This is a genomic window from Trichococcus sp. K1Tr (genome assembly GCF_028309625.1).
Classification (GTDB): Bacteria; Bacillota; Bacilli; order Lactobacillales; family Aerococcaceae; genus Trichococcus.
The window spans coordinates 311,338-329,835 of sequence record NZ_JAQMHR010000002.1; the positions used below are offsets into that span (position 1 = coordinate 311,338).

13 protein-coding genes are annotated in these 18,498 nt (G+C 48.5%); 9 read left to right on the top strand and 4 right to left on the bottom strand.

Features of this window, described 5'->3' with window-relative positions; genetic code table 11:
• Positions 1 to 4: 4 nt before the first annotated feature.
• The 5 genes from PH235_RS04905 (at position 5) to PH235_RS04925 (ending at position 6,155) form a co-directional block, all read left to right on the top strand.
• Positions 5 to 1,672 (top strand): FAD-dependent oxidoreductase, encoded by a 1,668-nt coding sequence (locus tag PH235_RS04905; protein ID WP_272161296.1) that lies wholly within the window; start codon positions 5 to 7, stop codon positions 1,670 to 1,672.
• A gap of 148 nt (positions 1,673 to 1,820) precedes the next feature.
• Positions 1,821 to 3,020 (top strand): MalY/PatB family protein, encoded by a 1,200-nt coding sequence (locus PH235_RS04910; protein WP_272161297.1) that lies wholly within the window; start codon positions 1,821 to 1,823, stop codon positions 3,018 to 3,020.
• A gap of 366 nt (positions 3,021 to 3,386) precedes the next feature.
• Positions 3,387 to 4,085 carry a zinc metallopeptidase gene (locus tag PH235_RS04915; protein ID WP_272161298.1) on the top strand — a complete coding sequence of 233 codons (699 nt, stop codon included), beginning with the start codon at positions 3,387 to 3,389 and terminating at the stop codon, positions 4,083 to 4,085.
• 224 nt (positions 4,086 to 4,309) lie between these two features.
• Positions 4,310 to 4,915 carry a TetR/AcrR family transcriptional regulator gene (locus PH235_RS04920; protein ID WP_272161299.1) on the top strand — a complete coding sequence of 202 codons (606 nt, stop codon included), beginning with the start codon at positions 4,310 to 4,312 and terminating at the stop codon, positions 4,913 to 4,915.
• 49 nt (positions 4,916 to 4,964) lie between these two features.
• Entirely contained in the window at positions 4,965 to 6,155 is a 1,191-nt protein-coding gene (locus PH235_RS04925; protein WP_272161300.1) for a YcjF family protein, read from the top strand.
• Between the two features lie 50 nt (positions 6,156 to 6,205).
• On the opposite strand, the gene PH235_RS04930 is transcribed toward PH235_RS04925, so the two are convergent.
• Positions 6,206 to 7,444 carry an MFS transporter gene (locus PH235_RS04930; RefSeq protein ID WP_272161301.1) on the bottom strand — a complete coding sequence of 413 codons (1,239 nt, stop codon included), beginning with the start codon at positions 7,442 to 7,444 and terminating at the stop codon, positions 6,206 to 6,208.
• A 245-nt stretch (positions 7,445 to 7,689) separates the two neighbouring features.
• Positions 7,690 to 8,847, bottom strand: a complete 1,158-nt coding sequence (locus PH235_RS04935) for an ROK family transcriptional regulator (RefSeq protein WP_272161302.1) — start codon at positions 8,845 to 8,847, stop codon at positions 7,690 to 7,692.
• Between the two features lie 438 nt (positions 8,848 to 9,285).
• Here PH235_RS04935 and PH235_RS04940 point away from each other — a divergent pair, with 438 nt between their 5' ends.
• On the top strand, positions 9,286 to 10,026 hold the full coding sequence (locus PH235_RS04940) for a sulfite exporter TauE/SafE family protein (protein ID WP_272161303.1): 741 nt from the start codon (positions 9,286 to 9,288) through the stop codon (positions 10,024 to 10,026).
• 85 nt (positions 10,027 to 10,111) lie between these two features.
• Here the strand turns inward: PH235_RS04940 and PH235_RS04945 are convergent, their stop codons facing one another.
• Entirely contained in the window at positions 10,112 to 11,452 is a 1,341-nt protein-coding gene (locus PH235_RS04945) for a DUF1576 domain-containing protein (protein WP_272161304.1), read from the bottom strand.
• A 358-nt stretch (positions 11,453 to 11,810) separates the two neighbouring features.
• Between PH235_RS04945 and PH235_RS04950 the strand changes: the two genes are divergently transcribed.
• Positions 11,811 to 12,827, top strand: coding sequence for a Gfo/Idh/MocA family oxidoreductase (locus PH235_RS04950; RefSeq protein WP_272161305.1), 1,017 nt, complete (start codon positions 11,811 to 11,813; stop codon positions 12,825 to 12,827).
• Between the two features lie 215 nt (positions 12,828 to 13,042).
• On the opposite strand, the gene PH235_RS04955 is transcribed toward PH235_RS04950, so the two are convergent.
• The gene (locus tag PH235_RS04955; protein ID WP_272161306.1) at positions 13,043 to 13,861 is read right to left on the bottom strand and encodes an aldo/keto reductase; all 819 of its coding nucleotides are present in this window, start codon (positions 13,859 to 13,861) and stop codon (positions 13,043 to 13,045) included.
• A gap of 199 nt (positions 13,862 to 14,060) precedes the next feature.
• Here PH235_RS04955 and PH235_RS04960 point away from each other — a divergent pair, with 199 nt between their 5' ends.
• Together PH235_RS04960 and PH235_RS04965 are read left to right on the top strand one after the other, a co-directional pair.
• A complete protein-coding gene (locus tag PH235_RS04960; protein ID WP_272161307.1) occupies positions 14,061 to 16,922 on the top strand; it encodes a DEAD/DEAH box helicase in 2,862 nt (953 codons plus the stop codon).
• Between the two features lie 204 nt (positions 16,923 to 17,126).
• Entirely contained in the window at positions 17,127 to 18,290 is a 1,164-nt protein-coding gene (locus PH235_RS04965; protein ID WP_272161308.1) for a M20 family metallopeptidase, read from the top strand.
• Positions 18,291 to 18,498: the final 208 nt, after the last annotated feature.

Consider the following 18,498-nt stretch of genomic DNA (forward strand, 5'->3'; position numbering starts at 1 on the left):
TATTATGAAAATCATCGTAATCGGTTCGGTAGCGGCGGGCACCTCCGTTGCAGCCAAAGCGCGCAGAAATACAGAGGAAGCGGAAATAGTCGTCTATGATCAAGGAAAGGATATTTCCTATTCCGTCTGCGGTATCCCCTACAAAATCGGTGGGGAAGTCGATTCAGTGGATCGCCTGACGCCGCGGGATGCGAAATGGTTCAAAAAGAGATATGATGTCTCCATCTTTACGGAACATAAAGTGACAAAAGTGGATCATGAAGCCAAAAAGATTCAAGTTAAAGATCTGAAGACCGGTGAAATCAAAGAGGACGCTTATGATGTGTTGGTTTTCGCGACAGGTGCGGCTCCGCTTACGCCTCCACCGTTCGATCAGGATGCATACGACAATGTCTTCCATGTCCGCAACATCCAGGACCTTCGTGACATTGAAAGTTATTCGGAAGCGAACCAACCGAAGAAAGCACTGATCATCGGTGCTGGGTTCATCGGTCTGGAAATGGCCGAACAACTTGTGTATAAAGGTTGGGATGTCACCATCGTTCAGTTGGAAAATCAAGTGATGCCGCCGATGGATGCTGATATGGCTTTCCGGGTTGAAGAAGTGCTGATGGCCAATGGGGTGCATCTGCACCTTGGGGATACGGTCAAGACCATCGAAGGTAGTGGGACCGTCAAAAAAGTGGTGACGACAAAAGGCGCCACCATCGAAACGGATATCGTCATCCTGGCTGCCGGCGTACGTCCGAATATTCAACTGCCGAAGGAAATCGGCGTCACGATCGGTGCGACGGGTGCGGTTGCCGTTAACAGCAAAATGCAGACGAATATCTCGGATGTGTATGCGGTAGGTGATGTAGCGGAAAGTTTTTCGGTCATCACAGGCAAACCGATTTACCGTCCATTGGGCTCTACGGCCAACAAGATGGGACGGATCGCCGGTGATGTGATCACCGGTGGGAATCTGGAACACCGCGGGGTGCTGGGTACCGGCATCTTCCGCGTATTCAATCTGCATGTCGGCCAGACAGGCATGACCGAAAGAGAGGCGAAGGCAGCCGGTTATTCCGTGGAAGTCCTTTACAACATCAAGCCGGACCACGCCGAATACCTTGGCGGCAAGGAATTGATCATTAAGGCTTTGGCAGACAAAGCCTCAGGACGCGTCTTGGGTGCTCAAATTGTAGGAACTCAGGGTGTGGACAAACGGATCGATGTCCTCGCCACGGCCATCACCTTCAAGGCGAAAGCGGAAGACCTGTTCCATCTGGATCTGGCCTATGCACCGCCGTTCGCAACGACAAAAGACCCTATCCTTTATACAGGCATGGCTTTGGATAACGCCTTGCACGGCAATCCGTTGATGACGCCGGCCCAGTTGGTCGAAACGCAACATAAAGGCGAATCAATTCAGGTGGTCGACACGCGTTCCGCAAAGGACTTCGAGAAGGGCCACGTCCAAGATGCAATCCACATCCCGTTAGGGGAACTGCGTGCACGCTCTGGTGAGCTTTCCAAAGATATCCCGACTGTGACTTACTGCAACAAAGGCGTGACCGGAAATGCCGCTCAGAATGTCTTGATTAATTTAGGCTTCCAGGAAGTCTACAACCTTTCTGGTGGCAACAAAAATTATCAAAGTTACCTCAAAATGCTGAAGAGAAAAAGCTAAAAGGTGAGTCTCTGATTGTATGCGAGAAAAATGGAGAATCCGAAACGGGTTCTCCGTTTTTCTTTGGATTAAAATCAGATTAGGGGTGGCAATCTTCAAAACGAATGATAGAATGAAAAGTAAGCAAAATGTTTGGGAGGTTGAATCTATGAAATATGATTTCGAAACGCCTGTCAATCGGAGCAACACAGGGTCCGAAAAATGGGCAGCCATGTACAGAAGCAATCCTAACGTGGGGAAGGATGTTTTTCCTTTCTCCGTAGCGGATTTGGATATAAAGACAGCACCGCAGATCGTCAAAGGTCTGCAGGAATATATCGAAACAGCCGTAATGGGCTATGATTTGCCGACCGAAGACTATTACCGAGCAATCATCAACTGGATGGACAATCGCCATGCTTGGCAAATCAAGAAGGATTGGATCATCTGCACACCGGGCATCATCGCCGCATTCTATTCCGCTATTAGGGCATACACCGAGCCGGGCGACGGCGTCCTATACATGGGGCCGGTCTACTACCCGTTCATGAAGTCAATCAAGAATACGAAACGCAGGCTCATCAACAATTCGTTGGTCCGCAATGGCGATCGCTACGAAATTGATTTTGAAGGCTTGGCCGAGAAAGCCAAAGATCCGAACATCAAACTGATGCTCTTCAGCAACCCGCATAATCCGGTCGGCCGCGTCTGGACCAAAGCGGAACTGGCGAAAGTGGTCGACATCTGCGCCGCCAATGATGTCGTGATTTTGGCGGATGAAATCCACCACGATCTGATCATGCCCGGCCATGTGTTCACACCGATGGCAGCCATATCCGATGCAGCAGCGGACATCTGCATCACGGCAACCGCCGCCAGCAAGTCTTTCAATATCGCGGGCCTGCGCAATTCCAATGTCATCATTTCGAATCCGGAGCTCCACACGGCTTTCAAGATGGATATGGAAATGACCGGCATTGGTGGAGGGACCAACGTCCTCGGCTTGAAGGCGACCGAGATCGCCTACACGGAGGCCGAGGACTGGCTGGAAGAGTTCAAAGCTTTGATCTGGCACAACCACGAGACGCTAAAAACCTTCCTGGAGAAGGAACTGCCGGAAGTGACTGTCTTCGATCTGGAAGGTACCTATCTGCAGTGGATGGATTTCAGTGCCTTCGGTTTGTCCCACAAACAATTGGAAGAAATCACGGAGCAGGAGGCGCAAGTATTCCTGGATGAAGGCTACATATTCGGGGACGAAGGTCGCGGATACGAAAGAATCAGCCTGGGTGCCCCTACGAAAACGCTGATGGAAGCGATGGAGCGCTTGGTCACAGTCATGAAAAAATACCGGAAACAAAATCAATAGAACAACTGAGGGCTGTCTCGTTTTCGAGGCAGCCCTTGGTTTGGCGGAAACTCATGGGCAGCAGCACGCTGCTCCGGTGAACGGAGGCTTGGCCGTAGTTCAGCCAACATTCCTGATGTGTCGTCCTCCCATGAGCGCAGTTTGGCCGGAGCTGAGTCCGAAATTCAGCGGCGTCCTCCGGCGGGCGGATCCCTCTCCGGAGCAGGGCATCGATCCAGCTGATTTCCTCCGGCCAAGCGGAATCCGGTTTTGCAAACAACAATATCTAAAGAATTTTTTAAAATTACAGCAACGTAAGCATCCTTCATCCTTTCTTCACAATCGGATGCTATACTGTAGAGTAAATAAAAGAAAGGTTGATGAGACATGTTGTATCCATTCTTCGATAGCACCTATATATTGATCGTCCTCGGTATCGTGGTTTCCATGATCGCTTCGGGATTCGTCAAGCGTACCTTCAATACCTATAACAAAGTGAAAAGCCAAAACGGTTACACCGCTACGGATGCAGCACGCTTCATTCTGGAGCAGTCCGGCATCCATGATGTGCAGATTGAGCGCGTCCGTGGAGATCTGACGGACCACTATGACTCGCGCGCCAAAGTGCTGCGCCTTTCCGACACGACAGCCAACTCGACTTCGGTTGCGGCTATCGGCGTCGCTGCCCATGAAGTCGGTCACGCAATCCAGGACCAAAAAAATTACATTCCGTTGCGCTTGCGTGCCGGTTTGGTCCCAGCCGCCAATTTAGGCCAGACGCTTTCCATGCCGATGATCATGATTGGCGTGTTCGCAGGCATGAATCAGACGTTCCTCAATTTGGGGATCCTATTCTTCTCGTTCAGCTTCCTGTTCCAAGTGGTCACATTGCCGGTCGAATTCAATGCATCCGGCCGCGCCCTGAAGATCCTGTCGAACGGCGGTATCCTGAATGCGCAAGAAGTACCGAAAGCCCGCAAAGTTCTTGTCGCAGCAGCCATGACGTATGTCGCGGCGGCCTTCATGAGCTTCTTGCAACTTCTCCGTCTGCTGTTGCTTTTCGGCGGCGGAAGCAACGATGATTAACCAACAGGAGCGCGAGTAGTCCGCCTTCCATCCGAAAAAGCTGCTTCGGTCCATTCCAACGGACCAGAGCAGCTTTTTTTTGTTGTGCTGGATCCCCTGAAAAGGCGGTCATTAAACTTGTTATCTTGGGGTGGCTATACTATAATCATGTTAGCATTTTGGAAGTCTATATCAAGAAAGAGTTCCAAATCAGACTCTGGAAGCAGGAGCTAACAATAAAAACAATGAATCCTAATAAACAATCGCAAGACAAGCGCGTCATAGCCACAAAGAAAAACCTGTTGCATGCGTTGATAACCCTGCTGGAAGAAAAATCCATCGAAGAAGTGACGGTGAGGGAGCTTACCGGACGGGCAAAAGTGAATCGGGGAACTTTTTACCTACATTATGTAGATAAACATGATTTGTTGGAGAAAAATATCGATGCGCTGATCTTGGAACTCCAGGACAGAGGGAAAGCCATCACGAAAACGGCTTTATCCGGCGCAACGGAAACGGAATTCAGACAAAAGACGGTTGAAGCGTTCACGGATATCTTCAGTTACATCAAAGAAAATGAGCGCTTTTTCAGTGTTCTTTTCAATGGGCAAAGCAGCTACTCCTTTCCGCTCAAATTCAACACCTATTTGAGGGGACGTTTGGAGGAACAGCTCCGGTCCAAAAAAACCGTCATACCCTATGAACACTGGATCACTGCCGTTTCCTTCGCCTACCAAGGGATGATTTACTCCTGGGTGACGAACGGTATGAAAGACTCGCCGGAACGGATGGGAGAGTATGGGTATTATTTCATTTCCCAAAGCGTGGTGGAAATAACCAGAGGAACGTGATTGTTCCGTAAAAAAGTGTGCTTGCGGTCGAGCGACAGGAGGAAGCGTCATGGGAAGAGGAAACCTTGATTTGAATGTAGTCCAGGAGATACTGAACAAGACAAAGGAAGAAGTGGAAAACATGCATCCCGTCAATATCCTGTTGGCGGGGAAGACGGGTGTCGGGAAAAGCACGCTGATCAACAATGTCTTCCGGGAACGGATGGCTGAGACCGGAATCGGGAAACCGGTCACGAAGCATCTGCGGCGGATTGCGAAGGAAGGCATGCCGCTCGTTTTGTACGATACGCGCGGGCTGGAATTGGCCCATCCGATTCAAACTGAAGTCAAGCGGGAAATCATTGAGGCCATTAAGCAGAGCCAAAAGGAAGGGTCCGATAAGGCAATCCATTTGGTCTACTATTGCATCAATGCACATTCCTCCCGCATCGAGGAATCCGAAATCGCCTTCATGGAAGAACTTTCCGGATTGTTGCCGGTATTGGTCGTCCTGACGCAATCGATCGGTCAGCCTGCGAACGAGCTGAAGAAATACATCGAAAACCTGAACTTGCCGATAGCCGGGGTACTGAACGTGATGGCAGAACCGTATGCCATCACGGATGAGCTGGTGCTTCCGCAGAGCGGATTGAAGGAATTGATCGAGCGGACGTTTGCGGTGCTGCCGGAGGAGACGAAAGAGGCTTTTAACAACGCCCAACAGGTGGATATCGCGCGTAAAGCGAAAGCATCCCGAAGTTGGGCGACCAAATACATCGTGACCACATTCGGCGTCGGGTTCACGCCGATCCCTTTTTCCGATGCGACTGTCCTGGTGCCGATGCAGATCGGCATGCTTGCCCACATCACTGCGATATTCGGCATTTCAATGGATAAAGCCACCATCACCAGTGTGATCGGTGCTGTCGGCGGAACAGGGGGAGCCACTTACTTGGGCCGGTACATCGTATCCAACTTGCTGAAGCTGATTCCCGGTGCGGGGACGATTGTCGGAGGAGTCATTAGCGGCGCGACGGCAGCCGTACTGACGACCGCGTTGGCGATGAGCTACATCGAGGTGCTGTCGATTGTGGCAAAGGGTGAAAAGGACGGCAAGTATCCGGACCTCAGCAACATCGAGACGCTGATGCGCGAAAAAATGCAGGAGCGCCTCAAAATGGGGACCAAGGATCAGGACGTCAAAGAAGTCCTGGAGAACCTGAAGGAGAGCAATCCATTGAAAAAATGGCTGAAAAAATAGAACACAAAAACGCACAGTCAGCCGACTGTGCGTTTTTTCATCATACATAATTAGAAGCCGGTTACATTAATCGGCTGTTTTAACGGCCCTCTTTTCAGTGCGAAAAGGTAACAGATGCCGTAGATGATGGCCAATCCTATCATCGCATACATGCCGATTGCATATGAGCCGGTCACGTCATAAACGGCTCCCCATAGCGGGCCGGAGATGGACATCCCGATGGAAGGCGCCATGCCGAGAATGGACCAGATGCGTGGGTAATCCCCGATACCGAAGACTTCGCTCACGACTAACGGGGTCAATACCGCTGGTCCGCCGAGTCCGAAAGCGAGGATGAACATGACGATCGATAAAGCCGGGTAAGAGCGGGTAGTCGCAAGGAAGAACAAGGCAATCACCATGCAGACAACAACAACTGTAAGGGTGATGGTCGAATCGATTTTGTCATTGATGGCTCCCACCGAAATGTTGGCGATGATCATGCCGGCCATGACGAGCGAGAACAATGTGCCGACCTGTCCGGATGTGAAGTTCATCCCGCTGAAGTGCGCTGGCAAATGTTGCATCATCCCGCCTCCGAAAGCGGAAAGGAAAATGCCAATGAACAGGATATAAAACGGTTTCATCTTTTTGGCATCTTCATAAGTGATGGACAGATCGTGTATAGGTTGATTGCTTTCGTTGTGAGCGGACAGTTTGTCTCCATAAGCGTTCAGGCCGACAGTGCCGGGATTTTCCACCAACAAAAAGAGGCCGTTCGGGACAGTCAGGAGCGCGAAAAGTCCTGCAATCAAAAAGTAACCCATGCGCCAACCGAAGTTATCCAGAAATGTCGGCATGATCATCGAAACGATGGCTCCCGCAAGTCCTCCAGAGGCATTCAACAGGCCCATCATCAATCCTTTTTTGGCGGTGAACCAATTGTTGATCAACAAAATCGCCAGAAACATGGTGATCGGCATCATGAATAAACCGAGGAAGATGCCTCCCAGATAAAATTGCCATAAACGAGTGGCGAATGCCAGCCAAACAAATCCAAGCGAAACCCAGAGTCCTCCTCCAATCAGCAAGCGCTTTGCGCCAAATTTAGGGAGAAATTGTCCAATCAGGGGAAGTACGAAAACGCCGGTCAGAGTCGACAGGCTGATGTAAAGCGAAAAGGCACTGCGCGTGAAGCCTAATTCCGAAGTGATGGGCTCGACGAAGAAACCGACCGCATTCCCGGCAATATACATGGCCATGATCAAGAAGGCCGCAGAAAAAAAGGATAGATAGTGGCGTAAGGTCATATGATAATTCCTCTCTACATCAAATAGGTCAAATATGATTCTTGTCAGATTCCCGTATAACAAAAAGGCATCCCACAATATGGAATGTCGTTTCATGAAATCGAATACATGTCTCTGCATATAAAATATTATATTAATAATCAACAAAAAGCAATAGTGTGTCAAAAAAAACGTCACACCTGTGAGGATGTGACGTCAGAAAGAGGCTGAATCTTTTTTTATTTGCGTTCCATTCATCCGGAATTTCAATCTTCAAAATGCAACTGCAGTTGCGGCACTTGGAAGAAATGCTGGAGTGCCAAGGCGATCCCACCCAGAAGAGCCCCGTTTTTCCCCAGTGAGGACAAACTCACGGGAACGTTTTGCCCGGATTTTCGGTTCAATTCCGTTTGGATTGCTGTCACACATTCCGGCAATGCACGGAAGAGATCGCCATTCAGATAGACTTTTTCCGGATCGAACAGGCTGACTACGTTGCTGATTGCGATGCTCATATGCAGCACGAGATGTTCCACTACATTTTTGGCATCTTCATCGCCGGTTTTGTACAGGGCAATCAGATCGGCCAGCTGAAGTGCGGAATCCTTCTTCAGGTCTCTGATTTCCGCAACCAAAGCAGACGTTGAACAATACTGGTTCAGGCAGCCTTGCTTGCCGCAGTCGCAGTCTTTCCCGAATGGATAGAGGATCGTGTGCCCCAGATTACCGGCCAAGCTGTTTTTGCTGCGGAACAACCGGTTCTGCAACAGGATTCCGGAACCAATGCCTTCATCCAGATCGATGCTGATGATGTTCCCCGGAGAGTGGGCGAATACCGCTTCGGCTATCACTGCGAGATTGTTCTGGTTCTCCAAAAAGATCGGGCAGTCGATGGCGTCGCTCTCCAGATGTTTGGCGGTCAGATGCTCTAACATTTTGTTCGTTGATGATACTATCTCATCTTCATGCACAAAGCCGTCGATGGACACAACAATACCCACGAAGCGGAACGGCGTCTTGGTGAGGCTCTTCCTGTGGTAGAGCACAACTTCCTCGATGCTGTCGATGATATTGCTAGCCTCCACTTTTCTGACCAAATCGTACTGCGCAACGATCCTGCCTTGAAGATTGCAGACGAGTGAAGAAATCTTTGTTTGTGTAATGGTCAAACTCATCGCGTATCCGCCATTCGCATTCACCTTCAACAGCACCGGTTTTCTCCCGCCAACGACGGAACTTTGACCTGTACCGAGTTCGACGACAAGTTTTTCCTTAAGCAGTTTTTTGACAATTTCGGATACGGTTGCCTTATTGAGACCGGAATCATGAGAGATGGCCGCTCGTGAAGTATTGGGATGATTGATGATTGCTGTCAAAACGATGGTCTCGTTTTGTTCCCTGATTGTGTTACGGTTGACGATCATGGTGTGTCACACCCTTTACAAATTTTTTTGAGTTTTGGGCGCAAAAAGGTGATGGATCTGAAAAATATACAAAGAAAGGCCATCTTGATGCACAATCGAGCGTGTTCCAGAAAGTCTCTCGGAGGTGGAAATACCTTGTATAGTCGTCAGAAGTCTGGTTTTGAAGGCGGTTACATAGACGATGAAGACAAAAGTGGGCTCGTAGAAGAGCGATGGGTGGGGGAAACAGTCACTGCGGGCATTCGTCTTTAGTTATATTTTAACACTTTTTGAGGGTAATTGCGAGGTTTGGATGCCCGCCAAACCCAATTAACGACCACTTTTTTTTCAATTGGGTATAGGGATTAAGCGTTTTCCGGATTGTGGGCTCTGAGTCATTGTCATTTATTTGGAAAATCGGTAAAATGAAAGGAATCATGGGAGGGGGCATATATCAGAATGTTGGGTTTGAACGGAATAGAATGGGCGATGCTGATTGTTGCGGCGATCATCATCGGTTTTTCCAAAACAGGCATACAAGGAGCGACAATTCCGGCGGTGGCGCTGGTTGCGGTCCTGTTCGGCGGGAAGGCATCAGCCGGAATTATGTTGCCGATGCTGATGCTGGGGGACTTGATCGCGATCTTTCAGTACGGCAAGCAAGGTAAATTGAGTGACGTCCTAAAATTATTGCCTGCCGCCGTAGTCGGCATCGTCGGTGGAGCCATCATGGGCAATTATCTCGATGACAAGCAGTTCAAAGCATTATTGGGTATCGTCGTGTTGATTTGTCTGGGACTGTTGGTTTATAGAGAGATCACCAAAAGAGTTTTGCCGCTTCCGAAAAATCCAATCTTTCATTGGATGGTCGGGGCTGTCAGTGGCTTTTCATCGATGGTCGGGAATGCAGCCGGGCCCATTTTCAACGTTTATTTACTGTCGCAGGATCTAACCAAGAAGAAGATGATCGGAACGACTGCCTGGTTCTTCCTGCTAATGAACATTGTGAAGTTGCCTTTCCACATCTTCATGTGGGGCACCGTCACTTGGGGAACGCTCCGGTACATGCTGCTGATGATACCATTCATCGCATTCGGAAGTTGGATGGGAATTAATTTCGTCAGGAAAATCAATGAGACGTGGTACAAACGCATCATCATGATCATGACCGCGATTGCGGCGCTCCGTCTGTTCATATGAAAGTAAAAACGATGCCTTGTGAACGAGTTTACTTCGTTCACAAGGCATCGCTTTTGTTCTCTGAAAAATTAGCTAACTGGTTCTGTTAATTGGCTTGATCAATCTCGATTTCATCAGCCGGATCGACTGGCCCACGCAAAGCCCGTTGATTGTCTCGATGAAGGTGGAATGCTTCCATGATGGGAACCAGAATCGAAGCCACAAGTCCACCCGCAAAGCCGTTGTTGTAGAGGTTGACTCCACCGTGTAGATAACCGATATTCATGACCAACGTCAGATGCATGGCTCCGGCGATGATGCCCGCTATGTTCCCGTAACGACCTGCCAGCGGCGCCAAAGTTGTTCCGAACAGTGCCGAAATCAGTACGATGGTGGACTGGTTGTCCTGATAGTTGAGTCGACCCATCAATGTGACCCCGATCAGAATCGGCAGGACATTCTTGACGTTTTTCCCGAAGGCTCCGAAGCCTACGACTGTGAAGATTCCGCCTAAAACCGGGCCATTGATTTCTCCGCCCATCAAAAGAATGTATGTCGTAGCCAGGAATCCAAGCAAAGCCATGTTGATGAGCGTCGCACCCAAACCACCAAGCTCTAGGTAATCAGTAGATAATTGGCCCGAATGGCGCAGGATTCGCTTCAAACCATTGAAGCTCCATCCGTTGAGCCCCAAGCCAATCAGGAACATGCCACTGAACAGTGAATAGAGCAGCACTGAAAATGGTCCGTTGTAGCCGCTGGCGAGGATGTTTACTGTTTCGATTTCGAAACCGAAATTGCGCATCAAAGAGATGAAGACCGTCCCGATGATGCCGCAGGTGAAGCCGACGTTATAGAGGCTGAATCCTCTTGTGAAGGTAACGAAATGATGTGCCAGTGGGGGAATCAGGAAGCCGGAAACAAAACCGGCTCCCAGCCCCAAAAACACACCGTAGGGTTGACCAATGCCGAGGTTGAAGGAGAGTTCGCTTACCAATGGGGCCAAGGCGGTCCCAAAAAGGGCGGCCAGCAATGATTTGTGCAGCGGTACTTTAGTGACCTTTGCATAAGCGAAGGCACCGATGCTGATCGGCATGGAATTGAATAAGTTCTTGCCGAAAAAGGCGAATCCCGCAATCGTCAAAATGCCGGCTATGACCGGGCCGTTTATTTTGGCATCCGCCATCCGGACGATCCAGAGGGCCTGCAGCGTCATCAGCGAAACGTTGAACAATGCCGTTCCGACGTTCGTCAAAGCCATATAATCCGTCAACAGGTTGGCCGGAGAGCCCAAGATGGTGAGGTTGCCTTCATAAATTTCCCGCGGGCTGTTGAACAGGAATGCTACACCGCCCATCAATAAGGCAAAACCGGCCAATAAACCGTATTTTAATCGCTCGGAGAGTTCCTCTGCGCCACTCATAGTAGGCTGTTTTTTCAATATCATTAGTGTCCCCCAATCTTATAGTGTTGAAAATCGTAAATGAAAATAAAATATGGAAATTGCTGTTTGTCGCTACGGCGAGAACCCAAGCTGACAAACTCATGTAAACGTTAACTTACATTTAATTATACAGGTCCGAAGCGACTCTCACAATATTTATTTTCAACTTTACTAAAATCCGCTAATATTCCAACAGGAAATACACAAACGGAACAATAAGCGCTGAACATTTGGTCCAAAAGGAAGTACCCGATCCCAAAAAAAGCGCACTTTTGTACCGATTCAGCTCGGATTTGTTTACATTCCGATATATACCGCTACAATATAGAGAGGAAGATACGATCATTTAGGGGGAGAAAATATGCTGACAATCGGATACATCGGAAACGGGAAAAGCACGAACCGTTATCATCTGCCGTTTTCTTTATCAAGAAGCAACATCAAAGTCAAAACAATCTATAGCCGGAATCCGGAGAAAAGCGATTGGGAAAAAATCGAGGGCATCCACTACACCGGAAATATTGAAGATGTGCTGGAGGATGATGACATCCAGTTGGTGGTCGTCTGCACGCATACGAATTCCCACTACGAGTTCGCCAAACAAGCTTTGGATCACGGCAAAAATGTGCTGGTCGAAAAACCGTTCATGCCAACTTCCGAAGAAGCGGCCGCCATTTTTGCATACGCGAAAGAAAAGGGCTTGCTGGTCCAATGCTACCAGAACAGACGCTACGATTCGGACTTCCTGACGACGCAGAAAATCATCGAAAGCGGCAAATTAGGCGATCTGTTGGAAGTCGAGATAGCCATCGATTACTATCGCCCGGAAATTCCCTTGTCGATCGACAGTTTCACAAAGGATACCAGCTACCTGTACGGAATCGGCAGCCACACCATCGATCAGGTCCTTTCCTATTTCGGCAAGCCTGACAAAATCCATTATGACGTGCGGCAATTGCTGGGGCCGGGCCGCATGAACGATTACTTCGATTTGGATTTCCATTATCAGAATCTGAAGGTTTCCATCAAATCCAGCTTCTTCAGGCTGAAGGAGCGTCCGAGCTTTGTCGCTTACGGCAAAAAGGGCATGTTCGTGAAACAGACCCGAGACCGCCAAGAAGAGCATCTGAAGCTGTTCCACATGCCGAACAATGCTGATTTCGGTGTCGATCTGCCGGAACATTACGGGGTTCTGACGTATATGGATGATGAAGGCGTCTATCATGAAGAGAAAGTTGTCTCCGAAAAAGGCGATTACGCCAGAGTCTACGACGATCTTTACAACGCAATCGTGAACGGTGCGGAAAAAGTCACCAAGGACGAAGAGACCCTACTGCAGATGGAAATCATCGAAACAGGCATAGCGGGTATGGTCTGACGAGTATGATACTGAAAGAAACCAGGGGCCGCCTCATTGAGGCAATCTCTGGTTTCTTTCTGTCTGTCCGGTAACTGTCTTTTTGAAGGGTTTGTGGCCAGCGGGGGACCCAGCTCCGGTGAACGGTGTCTTCGCCGTAGTTCGGTCAACATTCAATAGAAAAAACCTTAAAATGGGTATGTGAACGCCCATTTTAAGGTTTTTTTGTTGCTTATTTAATTTGCGCGGACATCTTTCATCGCATCCAAAATGGCTACATCTTCCGGCGAAATGGTGAAGTCCAGTTGTGCATTTTCGATGATGCGTTCCTCGTGCGTGGACTTCGGCAAAGGCAACGTATCCTTCTCCAGGCAATAACGGATGGATAATTGCGCCGGCGTCACGCCGTATTTTTCAGCCATCTGCTTGATTTCCGGACTATCCAGAATAGCACCTGTAGCTAAAGGTGAATAGGCTTCGACAACGATTTTGTGTGTTTGGCAGAAAGCCAGGAGTCCTTTTTGGTCGCGGCCGATGTAGAAAGGAATCTGATTCGCCATCGGGACGATGTCGCAGTTGTCCAGGATCGCTTGCAGGTCTTTTATAGAGAAATTCGAAACCCCGATTGCGCGGATCCGGCCTTCGTCATAAAGCTGTTCCATGGCTTTCCAAACTTGGATATTGCCATCGGTGCAGTCCTTGCCGATCTCATCCCATGGCCATGGCGCATGGATCAGATAAAGGTCCAAATAATCCAGACCAAGATTGGTCATAGTTTCTTCGAAGTGTTGTAGCGCACCGTCGAAATCCTTGATTTGCGCAGGCAGCTTGCTGGTCACGAACACTTCTTCGCGGGCAATGCCGAAGTCGCGGATCGCTTTTCCGACATTTTCTTCATTGTGATAAGCATGTGCCGTATCGATGTGTGTATAGCCGTTTTTCAAAGCCATCGTCACCGCCGCATAGGCTTCTTCGTTGGGGATTTGCCAAGTCCCGAAACCGATTGAGGGAATCGTCACACCGTTGTAAAAAGTGAATACATCTTTAGCTGTCATTAAATAACCTCCTGATATGATAACGTTTACTATTATTCAGTTTAGAACAGTTGGTGGCAGATGTAAAAGAATACAACTCGAAAAGCCAAAAGAGACACAAATCAGATATGGGTATATAGAATAATTATCTCGATATGATCTAGTAAAATATTATCGGTATGATAAACTGATGAGTAAAGATAAAAAGCGAGGTGAAGCCATGTATTCGTTAATTACCAACAGCAAAAAAGGCACATTATTGGATGAATTGGTCCAATCTTTGGAAACGTGCCAACGCTTTTATTTGAATGTGGCCTTCATCAACTTTTCCGGACTGCAATTATTGCTGGATCCGATCCAAAAAGCGGCAGAGAATGGTGCGTCAGGAAGAATATTGACCGGGACCTACCTGAATTTTACTGAGCCGTATGCATTGACTAGGCTAAAGGCATTCCAGCATATCGATACGCGTATCTTTGTCGCCACCCAACAGACCGGCTTTCACCCTAAAGCCTACATTTTTGAATATGCTAATTATTATAAAGTCATCGTCGGCTCTTCCAATATCACGCAACATGCCTTGAAGAGCAACATCGAATGGAATCTTCAGATCATCACCAAGGACGGCAATGAGGATGAGGAATTCATTTCGGAAATCATGGAAGCCTACAACTTGATTTGGGAGAGCAGCGAAATATTGGACGACGCCTTCATCGACGATTACGCAAGCTTCCTGAAGGACCGCAAAAAAGACCTCGTTGTCCAAGAATCCTATCCTATGGTTTTCCAATTCACGCGCGGACCTTCGATCAAACCAAACATGATGCAGGAACTGGCGATGGAAAAGCTGATGCGTTTGCGTGAAAAACACCAGGAGAAGGCTTTGGTGGTGGCTGCCACCGGAACCGGCAAAACGTTTCTAGCTGCTTTTGATGTGAAGCAGGCAAAACCAGAGCGGCTTTTATTTCTGGTGCATCGGGAAGACATCCTGCATAGTGCGATGTCTTCCTTCAAAAAAATAATCAATCTGAAGGATAAATCGACCGGGATTTTATCTGGGACATCCAAAGAGCATCAGTCTGATTATTTGTTTGCGACGATCCAGAGCATGAAGAATATTTATGCAGGATATGACCCGGGGCATTTCGACTATATCATCGTGGATGAAGCGCACCATGCGACCAGTCCGAGATATATGGAGGTTCTCGAGCATTTTAATCCCAAATTCCTGTTAGGGATGACTGCGACTCCGGAGCGGACGGATGGCGGCAACATCTTTGATCTGTTCGACAACAATGTACCGGTTGAAATCCGGCTGCGCGAGGCTTTGGAATACGATTTGCTAGTGCCGTTTCACTATTTTGGCATCACCGATGAATCGGGTGTCGACTTAAAGGATTCGGAAAATTTGACGCCTGATCAAATTGCAAAGCGACTCAGTGTTCATCGAAGAGTGGACTTCATCGTCGAAAAAATGAACTACTATGGGCATGATGGCTTGAAACGAAAAGCGTTAGGCTTTTGTATGACGATTGCGCATGCAGAATTTATGGCAGCGGAATTCAATAAACGGGGCATCCCAAGCATCGCCTTATCTGGTGGCGATAAAGTAACCAGACGAGAAGCCTATACGAAATTATTGGAAGCGGAAGATTCTGATCTGGAAGTGATCTTCACTGTGGATATCTTCAATGAAGGGATCGACATTCCCGGCGTCAATTTGGTTATGATGCTGCGACCAACCCAATCTTCCATTGTCTTCACCCAGCAATTGGGGCGCGGCTTGCGCAAAAAAGACAACAAGGAATTCTTGACGGTTTTGGACTTCATCGGCAACTACAGCAAAAGTTTCCTGATCGCGATCGCTCTGAACGGACGGCGCTTTTACGACAAGGATAGCGTCAAAACATCAGTGAAGCGCAATTTCTCGGATTTGCCGGGAGCGACCCATATTCAGTTGGACGAAATCAGCAAACAACAAATTCTGGAGCAGCTCGAACAGGAGAAGTTTTCGAGTCTCGCCTATTTGAAAAACAGTTATCTCGAGTTCAAAAACCTGAATCGCGGTAAAATTCCTTGGTCATTACAGGAATATTTGAAAGTGGACGCTGCTCCCGATCCGATCACTTATTTTCACAGAGCCGGAACGGTGTCCTCCAGGAATTATCTCGAATTTATCAACAGGGTGGAAGAGAACAATGAATATGTGCAAACCTTGACTTCAGACATACTGTTCATGAATATACTGTCGACACTTTCCCAATGGCTGCCTTTGATCCGTCCGCATGAATGGATCATCTTGGAGCACTTGTTATCTTACGAGACCTGTACTTTGGTGGAAGCGAAAAGCGAACTTTTGGAATACGTCGATTCAGTGGATGAGGCCACTGTGTTGCATGCCTTCCGTACCTTGGCAATGGAATTTGCGGATAAAGGAGAACGAGATAAAACGCGACCTATCGTTTCCTTGGATCCCAATCTGACGCTGCACCGTACACCGGATTTTGCGAAAATCCTTGACGATGATACCTATCGTTTCTTCATCACGGATATCCTGCATTACGGACGCATGCGTTACCTGAAGGCTTTCGGTTCCCTGAATTATGGAATTCCGCATTTGAAACTTTACGAGGAGTACACCATGCGCGATATCGCTTTGGTATCCAATTATCAAAAGACCCATTCTTCTTTCAGAGGACAAGGGGTTCTGAAGAATGATGAAATCAACCATTATTTCTTCTTTGTCGATCTACACAAAGGCGAGGATGTAGAGGAACGGGTAAACTATAAGGACAAATTCATCAGCACCAAGCAATTCCAGTGGGAATCGCCAAATAGCACAAAAGTTGCTACGGATCGCGGCCAGGATTTCGTCAATTCCGAAAACCGTGGTGTGACATTGCATCTGTTTGCCCGCAAATTCAAACAGATAGATAATGTCACTTCCAAGTTCATCTATCTCGGTGAAATCACTCCAATGTCCCATCGGAACGAAAAACCAATCGAAATCCAATACAGACTGGAAAAGGAAGTGCCTTGGGAATTGTATCAGGAATTTGAACCAGAACTTTCCATCAAATAATGCCAGTTATTGCAAGATTACCGGGAACTGCAGCCGCGCTATAGACGAGCGACAGTTTCAGGTATTTGTCTGCAAACTTGCGAATGGATCTGGATTAGTCAGATAAGGCTACACCCAATGTCAGGGTTAATTTGAGAGCGCTTGAAAAAAACAGTATATTTTAAGCTAGGGTGGATGCTATAATTTCGCCAAGGGGGAATGGTCATGGGCTTCGATAGGAATCAGTATTTACGTGAATTGGAGACGATCGTCAATATCGACAGTGGCAGCAGAAATGCTGCGGGCACACGAGAAGTGGCGGCGTTTTTGGAAGAGAAATATAGGCAGCAAGGTTTTCTGACCGAGCTGGTTTCGGTCGGTCCGGAGGTGGGCCCGGTACTGGTGGCAACGAATGCTCCGGACGAACCCATCGATCTGCTCTTCATCGGCCACACTGATACTGTGTTCCTGGATGGAGAAGCGAGCAGACGGCCTTTCAAGATAGAGGGAGAGCGGCTTTATGGGCCTGGCGTCTATGATATGAAAGGCTGCAGTCTGTTGACGGCCTATTTGTTGGAAAACTTGCCCGAAGAACTGAAGGGGAACCTCAATATCTGTGTGATCCACAATCCGGATGAGGAGATCAGCTCCTTTTATTCCCGCGAAGTGATCATCGAGAAAGCGAAAACGGCCAAGTTCGCCTTCGTCATGGAGCCGAGTTCAGCGGACGGTTCGATGATCAAGGAAAGAAAAGGCATCGAAAAACTGAAGATCCATTTCAAGGGTCGGCCCTCCCACGCCGGCGACGCTCCCCAGGAAGGGCGCAGCGCCATCAATGAACTGGCTTATTGGATCGTTCGCATGAATACTTTGATCGATTACGCTGCCGGTGTGTCGGTCAATGCGGGCACCATCCAGGGCGGCAGCGTGCCGAATGTCGTCCCTGAACATGCCCAACTGGAATTGGACTACCGTTACTCAAATCCCGCAGACGTCACGGCCTTCTTTGATATGCTGGAGGAACTGCAGACGCATGCAGCTGAAATGGAAATTGACATTGACATAGAAGTCATCGGCAAGCGGCCGCCAATGGTCGACGTTCCCGGAGCGAAAGCGTTGCGGAGCGTCTTCGAGGATGTCGGCAAGCAAATGGACACGTTCGTTTCGTTCAAGAAATCGGGAGGCGTATCCGACGCCAACTTCACTACCAGTGTCGGGGTTCCGACGGTCTGCAGCATCGGTCTGATCGGCGGCGCTTTCCATACCGATCATGAATATGTAGAGCTGGATTCCATTCAACAACGCTTGGATCTTTTGACGGCAGTCATAAAAGAAATGAGTCGGCGGGAAATGTTCTGTGAAAGCGCAGATCGGTTTTCCATAATGTGAGCCTCAACGATTCAGATATGAAAAACTATAAATTGAACAGCAACGCGAAGGTCCGTTTCCGGTCCTCCGCGCGGCTGTTTTTTTTGATGGAAGGTGCAGTGTTCCGCGGCGGAAATACTTGCCGAAGCACACCGGAAGAACAGCACTTTTGCCGTTCCAGATGCGATAATAGGGGTATAGCATTTCAGCCGTAAAATGTAGTACAGCA

Coding starts and splice junctions, on each gene's coding strand:
- PH235_RS04945 (WP_272161304.1), bottom strand. CDS start 11,452: ATGATATTGAAAAAACAGCCTACTATGAGTGGCGCAGAGGAACTCTCC.
- PH235_RS04910 (WP_272161297.1), top strand. CDS start 1,821: ATGAAATATGATTTCGAAACGCCTGTCAATCGGAGCAACACAGGGTCC.
- PH235_RS04925 (WP_272161300.1), top strand. CDS start 4,965: ATGGGAAGAGGAAACCTTGATTTGAATGTAGTCCAGGAGATACTGAAC.
- PH235_RS04920 (WP_272161299.1), top strand. CDS start 4,310: ATGAATCCTAATAAACAATCGCAAGACAAGCGCGTCATAGCCACAAAG.
- PH235_RS04915 (WP_272161298.1), top strand. CDS start 3,387: ATGTTGTATCCATTCTTCGATAGCACCTATATATTGATCGTCCTCGGT.
- PH235_RS04965 (WP_272161308.1), top strand. CDS start 17,127: ATGGGCTTCGATAGGAATCAGTATTTACGTGAATTGGAGACGATCGTC.
- PH235_RS04905 (WP_272161296.1), top strand. CDS start 5: ATGAAAATCATCGTAATCGGTTCGGTAGCGGCGGGCACCTCCGTTGCA.
- PH235_RS04960 (WP_272161307.1), top strand. CDS start 14,061: ATGTATTCGTTAATTACCAACAGCAAAAAAGGCACATTATTGGATGAA.
- PH235_RS04930 (WP_272161301.1), bottom strand. CDS start 7,444: ATGACCTTACGCCACTATCTATCCTTTTTTTCTGCGGCCTTCTTGATC.
- PH235_RS04935 (WP_272161302.1), bottom strand. CDS start 8,847: ATGATCGTCAACCGTAACACAATCAGGGAACAAAACGAGACCATCGTT.
- PH235_RS04955 (WP_272161306.1), bottom strand. CDS start 13,861: ATGACAGCTAAAGATGTATTCACTTTTTACAACGGTGTGACGATTCCC.
- PH235_RS04950 (WP_272161305.1), top strand. CDS start 11,811: ATGCTGACAATCGGATACATCGGAAACGGGAAAAGCACGAACCGTTAT.
- PH235_RS04940 (WP_272161303.1), top strand. CDS start 9,286: ATGTTGGGTTTGAACGGAATAGAATGGGCGATGCTGATTGTTGCGGCG.